Raw genomic sequence first — 7368 nt, forward strand, 5'->3', positions numbered from 1 at the left:
TTCGCGCTACTACCGGCATGTGGCGCAGAGCATTACGCGGCGATCCATTGAGGATGGCCAGCTTTTCTGGGTCGTCATTTCGATGTGTGCGAGCGCATGCTACGAGATTGGCTGCGCCTTGAGCGCAGCGCCGACACACCGCACGTTAGCGCTCATGTTGGCGGCACTTCTCTGGCACGTACTCTTTATCGTCGCAGCGTCGATACCGGTGTGCCTGGGTGCGGCCGACGCAGCGGCTCGTTCCGCGAATCATGCAAGAGAACGAAAACCTGGCGGAAGGTTAATGTGGTTTTCGCTGCTCATAACCGCTATCGTCGCGGTCTCATTTTTTTCATCTCATTATTCGTCTACCTAACTAATTTGAATGCGCTGCGTTATACTTTTTACCCCTAGTCTCACAAGGAGATTCAACATGCCCAATTTGATCGACCGGCTCATCGGGGACCACGCATTCCGCGATCGCTTCATCCTCTTGCTCTATCCGTTCACGATCATCGGCGGAATCATTTCGGTTACTTGCAGTCTGCTCGCGCGCCATTACCGCTAGGCAGCGCAGGCAGTTCGCCGGGCGGAATTGCTGGACCGCTCTCTTCCGCGCCTCCCCAAAAAACAAAGCCCGCAACATCTGCGGGCTTTGCATTTTCAAACTGACAACACACTAAAGCGTTCAGACCACCCCAGCTCCATGCGCCTGTAGATCCGCGTGGTAGCTCGAGCGAACCATTGCGCCCACCGCTGCGTGCGTGAAGCCCATCTTGTAGGCTTCTTCTTCGTACATCTTGAACGTGTCCGGATGCACATACGAGCGCACCGGCAGATGGTGTTCCGACGGTTGCAGATACTGGCCGATCGTCAGCATGTCCACGTCGTGCTCGCGCAGATCGCGCATCACTTGCAGGATTTCTTCCTCGGTTTCGCCCAGAGCGACCATCAGGCCCGACTTGGTCGCGACGTCCGGATGCAGCGCCTTGAAGTCTTTCAGCAGTTTCAACGAATGCGCGTAGTCCGAACCGGGGCGCGCTTCCTTGTACAAACGCGGCACCGTTTCGAGGTTGTGGTTCATCACATCGGGCGGGGCTGCGTTCAGAATGCCGATCGCGCGATCCAGCCGGCCGCGGAAGTCCGGCGTCAGAATTTCGATGCGTGTTTCCGGCGACAACTCGCGCGTCTGGCGGATGCATTCCACGAAGTGAGCAGCGCCACCGTCACGCAAATCGTCACGATCGACGCTCGTGATCACCACGTACTTCAACTTCAGCGCGGCGATGGTGCGAGCCAGATTGCCCGGCTCATCCACGTCGAGCGGATCGGGGCGGCCGTGGCCGACGTCGCAGAATGGGCAGCGGCGCGTGCACTTGTCGCCCATGATCATGAACGTCGCGGTGCCCTTGCCGAAGCATTCGCCGATGTTCGGGCAGCTCGCTTCCTCGCACACGGTGTGCAGGTTGTGCTCGCGCAGAATCTGCTTGATTTCGTAGAAGCGGGAATTGCCGGTGGCCGCTTTGACGCGGATCCAGTCCGGCTTTTTCAGCTTTTCGATCGGGACGATCTTGATCGGGATGCGGGCGGTTTTGGCTTGCGCTTTCTGCTTCGCGGTGGCGTCGTAGGCAGCGCCGGAAGCCGGCACCGCATCAGGAGCGGAGGAAGCTGCGAGGTTCGCGGTAACGTCAGTCATTCGTTCGGTCCAGTCAGGCGGTGAGAGCACCGGCCTGCGGTTGGGCGACGGCCGCGGGACTGCCGTCGAGGTTTGCGGTGAGGCGTGCTGCAAGGGTACGGGCCACGTCGTCCCAGCCGGCCGCAACGCCCAGCGTTGCCATATCGACTGTTTCGAGCCCCGCGTAACCGCATGGGTTGATGGCCAGAAACGGCCGCAAGTCCATGTTCACATTCAGGCTCACGCCGTGATAGCTGCAGCCGTTGCGGATTTTCAGACCCAGCGCGGCGATCTTGGCGCCGGCATGCAGCCCGGCGTGCGGCCCAGGCGCCACGTAGATGCCAGGGGCGCCCGCCTTGCGTTCTCCGGCGAGATTATACGCCGCGAGGGTATCGATCACGGCCTGCTCGATCCGCGTGACCATCTCGCGCACCATCAGCTTGCGGCGGCGCAGGTCCAGCAGCAGGTAGGCAACCACCTGCCCAGGCCCGTGGTACGTAATCTGACCACCGCGGTCGACCTTGACGAGCGGAATGCCGCTATCGGCGGCCAAGAGATGCGCCGGGTCGCCGGCCTGGCCAAGCGTGAAGACGGGGGGGTGTTCGACCAGCCAGATTTCGTCGGGTGTATCGGCGACGCGCGCGTCGGTGAACGCGCGCATCGCTTCGAAACTGGCTTCGTAGGGTTCGCTGCCAAGCCAGCGCAGCGTAAGCGGCGCCGTGGCGGACAAGGGAGACGGGGAAACCGGGGTGGCGCACATGGTCCCGACAGTTTACCGAAATCTGGGAATCCCCGCCGGAGCTGGCTTCGCCATCGCCCACCGGCGTCGCTACGGCTTCCAGCCGGAGCATTGCTTTGTTGCAGGGTGGCTGGCGCCAAACATGCTTTTAATACCACGCTGTTCCGTCCGGAGCGCCGCTCTCATCTCCTGCGCGTTGCAACTGCGCTCGTTCGCGGTACGGCGGCGCCTGCTGCATTCACACCGTCCGCCAGCCTCCGCGCATCCGGGCCGCCAGCCGTTCGCCGACCCGCGCGAACCAGTTCAGCGCACGTTCGTCGCAGCGCGTCGGCACGGAAAACGCGACCTTCGCCTGAGTGCTGCCTTCCGCGCTCAACCACAGGCGTTCGCCGCGCCGCAACCGCAGCGTGTGGCCGGGCTGCAGCCAGTAGTCTTCCGTGTCGTCGCTGCGCGTGACCCACACCGCGCCGCCGCGTACAACCAGCTTCGTGCTGCGTGCCACCTTCATGGGAACGGTTTCGCCGCTGCGGATTTCAAAAGCGATACTAGAGGAAATTTCTCGCATGATGCCCTCGCCAAAGTTCGTTTCATGACTACAATCCTAGGTGCAGCAAGGGTTTACGCAAAACGATCTATTTTCACCTCTATGTGAGAAATATTGCGATGGACCTCCGGCAACTTCCCCCATTGAATGCGATCAAGGCGTTCGAAGCCGCGGCCCGCCACGAGAGCTTCTCGCGCGCCGCAGACGAACTGTTCGTCACGCACGGCGCCGTCAGCCATCAGATTCGCGCGCTGGAAGCGGAGTTGGGCATCACGCTGTTCGCCCGCGACGGCAAGCGCGTACGGCTCACGGACACCGGGCGCCGCTATGCCACGCGCGTGCGCACCGCGCTCATGGCACTCGCCGATGCCACGCGCGAAGTCCGCGCCGGCGACCGCGAGCGGCGACTGGTCGTGTCCATGCTGTCATCATTCGCGGCGCGTTGGGTGACGCCACGTATTGGCAGCTTTATCGAGGCGCACCCCCAATGGGACCTCGAATTGCTGTCCACCAACGCGCTAACGGACTTCGCACGCGACGACGTCGACGTGGCGATCCGCTTCGGCTACGGCAAATATTCGGGGTTGCACGCGGAGTTGCTGCTGGATGAGATTTTCTTTCCGGCCTGCGCGCCGGATTTCAACGGCGGCAAGCTGCCACAAACCCCAGCCGAACTGGCCAAAGCCCCGCTGCTGCGCTCGGACGACGAACTCTGGCGCCCATGGTTCGACGCCGCCGGACTCGCCGACTGGCCGGAGCCCAAGCGCGGCGTGCTGTACCAGGATTCGTCGAATCTGCTGCAGGCGGCCATCGACGGCCAGGGGATCGCGCTCACGCGCCGTTCGCTGGCGATGCACGAGATCGCAGCAGGCCGCCTCGTGCGGCTATTCGACGTGGATGGGCCGAGCCCGTGGCAGTACTACTTCATTTGCCCGCCGCAGATGCTCGAAACCGCGCGGGTCAAGGCGTTCCGCGATTGGGTATTTGAGGAAGTGGGCCGATTCAAACAGCTTTTCGAGCGGGCTTGCGAGGCGAGGCCCGCGGCACGCGCGGGCTTCGCGGCGAACGCATTGCGCGTCACGCCTTGATAGGAGGCGACATTCGCATGGCCTGCGGTGCGGGCACCAAGGTCGAAGTAAAAACCGGCGCCTGCCAGGACAGCGCTTAGAGCACCACCTTCACCATCGGATGGCCGGTGAGCGCGCGGTAGATATCGTCGAGCTGCGCCTGGCTGGTGGCGCGTACCGTGACCGTCAAACCGGTGTAATTGCCACCGCTGGACGGCCGCGTTTCCACGCGAGCGGGGTCGACTTCGTTATCGAACTGCCGAACCACCGTGACAATCGTTTCGGCGAACTCGGGATGCGACTTGCCCATGATCTTGATGGGAAAGTCGCACGGAAACTCAAGCAATGATTCTTTCGGGGGATTCACTGTCCACTCCTTGCTGCGCCTCTTGCGCTTCCCTGGCCTTGGCACGCTGATAGGCCGCGTACAACGCCGCAAACACCGCGCCCGGCTTGCCCTCTCCAACCGGCTGGCCATCTAGCTGCGTGACCGGCAGCACTTCCTTGGTGGCGGAACTGACCAGAATCTCGTCGGCGGCGCGCAGTTCGGCTTCGGCGATCTCGCGCGCTTCGAAACGGATGCCGCATTCGCTCGTCAGTTCTTCGATCAGACCGTAGCGAATTCCTTCGAGAATCTTGTTGCTGCGTGGCGGCGCGTACAACACGCCGTCCTTCGCCATCCAGATATTCGACGATGAACCTTCGGTCAGCATGCCGTCGCGAAACTGGATCGTCTCGAATGCATCGTTTTCGGCCGCGTATTGCGCCATCAGCACATTACCGAGCAGCGACACCGACTTGATGTCGCAATTGAGCCAGCGACGATCTTCAGCGGTGACGCAGCGCACCCCCTGCGAGCGCTGTGCCGCGTCCGGCAGGGTCAGCGGCGTGACCATCACGAACACGGTCGGCTGGATGCCGGCCGGAAACGCGTGGCCGCGCTTCGCGACGCCCCGCGTGATCTGAACGTAGGCAATCGCATCCTGATCGGCGCGCAGCCCGGCGTCCGCTTCATTGGCCGCGACCACGCGCTCGATCAGCTCGCGCCAGCCGGCGGCGTCGAACGGATTGACGATGCCGATCTTGTCCAGCGAACGCGCGAGGCGCGCCAGATGATGCCGCAAGCGAAACGCGGTGCGGCCGCCCCCCGCTTGCGCATACAACGGCGCGACCTCATAAATCCCGTCGCCGAAAATAAAGCCGCGATCGAGAACCGGCACGCGCGCTTCGGACAAGGCCACCAGCTCGCCGTTCAGATAAACGATCGGGTCGAGCGAAACATCGGAAACAGCGGTCATCGCAATTGGACTCTTACTTTTTCTTGTTGAACATGAGCATCAGCGAATCCCACACGCGGCCGACCACGCCGGCTTGCGGCACCGCTTGCAACGCGACCACCGGGAACTGCGCGACCACCTTGCCGTCGGCCACGAGCTTCGCGGTGCCGACCTGCTGACCGTTGGCGATCGGTGCGATCAGCGGATCGATCTGCTCGATTTGCGGCTTGACCTTGTCGCCCATGCCCTTCGGCACGGTGATGTACTGATCGCTCTTCACGCCGATCTGCACGGTGTCTTGCGAGCCCTTATAGACGCGCGGCGTGCCCACCACCTGATTCGCCTTGTACAGACGCACCGTGTCATAGGCGGTGTAGCCGTAGTTCAGCATCTTCAGGCCGTCCTGCACGCGGTCGTGTTCCTTGGTCTCGCCCATCATCACCGCGACGAGACGGCGCGAGCCGTCGGTCGTGCCCGGCAGCGGACGTTTCGCGCTGGCGATCAGGCAGTAGCCGGCGGCTTGCGTGTGACCGGTCTTCAGTCCGTCCACCGTCGGATCGATCCACAGCAGACGGTTGCGGTTCGGCTGCCTGATCTTGTTGTACGTGAATTCCTTGACCGAGAAGATGTTGTAGTAATCGGGGAAATCACGAATCAGACGTGCCGACAGCACCGCGAGGTCGCCCGCCGTGGTGTAGTGCTGCGGGTCGGGCATGCCGTTCACGTCGGCGAAATGCGTGTGCTTCATGCCGAGGCGCTGCGCTTCGGTGTTCATCATGTTGACGAACTGCGCTTCGCTGCCGCCCACCAGTTCGGCCAGCGCGATCGCCGCGTCGTTACCCGACTGGACGATCATGCCGTACACCAGATCGTGCACGGTGACCGGCTTGTTCGCCTCGATGAACATGCGCGATTCGTCGTTGCGCACGCGGCGCACCGCTTCGCTCGGCATCACCGTCTGGTCCATCGTGATCTTCTTCGTCTGCAGTGCTTCGAAGACGAGGTACGCGGTCATCAGCTTGGTCAGCGAGGCCGGTTCGGCGCGTTCGTCGGCATTGCCCGACGCAAGCACCTGATTGCTGGTGGCGTCGACAAGCACCCACGAGCGCGCGTTCACCGCGGGCGGCGGCACTTGCGCAAACGCGGTGCTGGCCACGAGTGTTGCCGGCAGCACGATGCCGAGGGTCACGGCACGGCTCAGCGTAGGGGGAACGAAAGAAGAAACTGACGGGAATGACGTGCGGCCGGTGGTGGAGAAACGCATAAGGTCGATTCGTGCGGAAAGATACATCGCGCGCAGGGCGCATAGTTTGGAGGAGCCGGTCGGCGAGCGTCAGGCCGTAAAAACGGCGCGGCGCCCATTGGACTTCCGGCCACGCGATCGGTTCGCGCAGCACGCCTCGCATCCGGCACCGCTGCGCGCGAGCAAGAAGCTACGCGTCGCGCGAACTGCCGGGTGGGCAATGCTGCGCCCAAAAAAGAGCGCCCATTATACGCGCGCTATCCTGGTATCTTTGAGCAAAGGGGGGCGATTAATTGCGTTTGCACGTACCTGTACCCCGGAAAACACGCGCGATGCGCCTCGCGTGCGTCCCGTGTGTGCTCCGCGTGGGCTCCGCATGTGCGCGCTAACGCCACGCGTCGACGATGATCCGCTTCAGGACATGCAGCTTGCGATGCAGAAAATGCTCTGCCCCCGGAATCACCACAACCGGCAGTTCCTGCGGCCGCGCCCAATCGTAAACCGACTGAATGGGAACGGTGTCATCGGTTTCGCCGTGAATCACCAGGGTGTTTTCCGGCACGGGTGCGACTTCCCAACGGCTTGCCGCCGTGCCGACGAACACGATCCGTTCGATCGCCTGACCTTCTTCGCGCAGCTTCGCCGCGACGTGCGACAACACGAACGTGCCGAACGAAAAACCCGCCAGCACGAGGGGCAGATCGCCCTGCCCTGGTTGCTCGCGCATGTGATCGAGCACGGCACGCAGATCATCGCGCTCGCCGATGCCGGCGTCATGCTCGCCTTGCGTTTCGCCGACACCCCGAAAATTCGAGCGATAGGTCACGTAATTCAACTGCACGAG

General features: G+C 62.7%; 10 protein-coding genes. 3 read left to right on the forward strand and 7 right to left on the reverse strand.

What is annotated here, in order from left to right:
• Both QOC89_RS12490 and QOC89_RS12495 read left to right on the forward strand, forming a co-directional pair.
• The coding region (locus QOC89_RS12490; protein ID WP_323045293.1) for a hypothetical protein at nt 1–355 on the forward strand (355 nt) is incomplete at its 5' end.
• A 57-nt stretch (nt 356–412) separates the two neighbouring features.
• Nucleotides 413–547 carry a hypothetical protein gene (locus tag QOC89_RS12495; protein WP_323045294.1) on the forward strand — a complete coding sequence of 45 codons (135 nt, stop codon included), beginning with the start codon at nt 413–415 and terminating at the stop codon, nt 545–547.
• 120 nt (nt 548–667) lie between these two features.
• On the opposite strand, the gene lipA is transcribed toward QOC89_RS12495, so the two are convergent.
• The 3 genes from lipA to QOC89_RS12510 all read right to left on the reverse strand — a co-directional run bounded on the left by lipA (nt 668) and on the right by QOC89_RS12510 (nt 2958).
• Nucleotides 668–1675 carry a lipoyl synthase gene (gene lipA, locus QOC89_RS12500; protein ID WP_323045295.1) on the reverse strand — a complete coding sequence of 336 codons (1008 nt, stop codon included), beginning with the start codon at nt 1673–1675 and terminating at the stop codon, nt 668–670.
• Nucleotides 1676–1688: 13 nt separating this feature from the next.
• On the reverse strand, nt 1689–2414 hold the full coding sequence (gene lipB, locus QOC89_RS12505) for a lipoyl(octanoyl) transferase LipB (protein WP_323045296.1): 726 nt from the start codon (nt 2412–2414) through the stop codon (nt 1689–1691).
• Nucleotides 2415–2631: 217 nt separating this feature from the next.
• The gene (locus tag QOC89_RS12510; protein ID WP_323045297.1) at nt 2632–2958 is read right to left on the reverse strand and encodes a DUF2917 domain-containing protein; all 327 of its coding nucleotides are present in this window, start codon (nt 2956–2958) and stop codon (nt 2632–2634) included.
• Between the two features lie 98 nt (nt 2959–3056).
• Between QOC89_RS12510 and QOC89_RS12515 the strand changes: the two genes are divergently transcribed.
• On the forward strand, nt 3057–4025 hold the full coding sequence (locus QOC89_RS12515) for a transcriptional regulator GcvA (protein ID WP_323045298.1): 969 nt from the start codon (nt 3057–3059) through the stop codon (nt 4023–4025).
• Between the two features lie 76 nt (nt 4026–4101).
• Here the strand turns inward: QOC89_RS12515 and QOC89_RS12520 are convergent, their stop codons facing one another.
• The 4 genes from QOC89_RS12520 to QOC89_RS12535 form a co-directional block, all read right to left on the reverse strand.
• Nucleotides 4102–4371 carry a DUF493 family protein gene (locus QOC89_RS12520; protein ID WP_323045299.1) on the reverse strand — a complete coding sequence of 90 codons (270 nt, stop codon included), beginning with the start codon at nt 4369–4371 and terminating at the stop codon, nt 4102–4104.
• A complete protein-coding gene (locus QOC89_RS12525) occupies nt 4343–5302 on the reverse strand; it encodes a D-amino acid aminotransferase (protein WP_323045300.1) in 960 nt (319 codons plus the stop codon). The genes QOC89_RS12520 and QOC89_RS12525 overlap by 29 nt, the downstream gene beginning before the upstream one ends.
• Nucleotides 5303–5315: 13 nt before the next feature.
• The gene (locus tag QOC89_RS12530; RefSeq protein ID WP_323045301.1) at nt 5316–6545 is read right to left on the reverse strand and encodes a D-alanyl-D-alanine carboxypeptidase family protein; all 1230 of its coding nucleotides are present in this window, start codon (nt 6543–6545) and stop codon (nt 5316–5318) included.
• Between the two features lie 364 nt (nt 6546–6909).
• The coding region (locus QOC89_RS12535; protein ID WP_323045302.1) for an alpha/beta hydrolase at nt 6910–7368 on the reverse strand (459 nt) is incomplete at its 5' end.

It is taken from the genome of Paraburkholderia sp. (assembly GCF_034668105.1).
Taxonomy (GTDB): Bacteria; Pseudomonadota; Gammaproteobacteria; order Burkholderiales; family Burkholderiaceae; genus Paraburkholderia.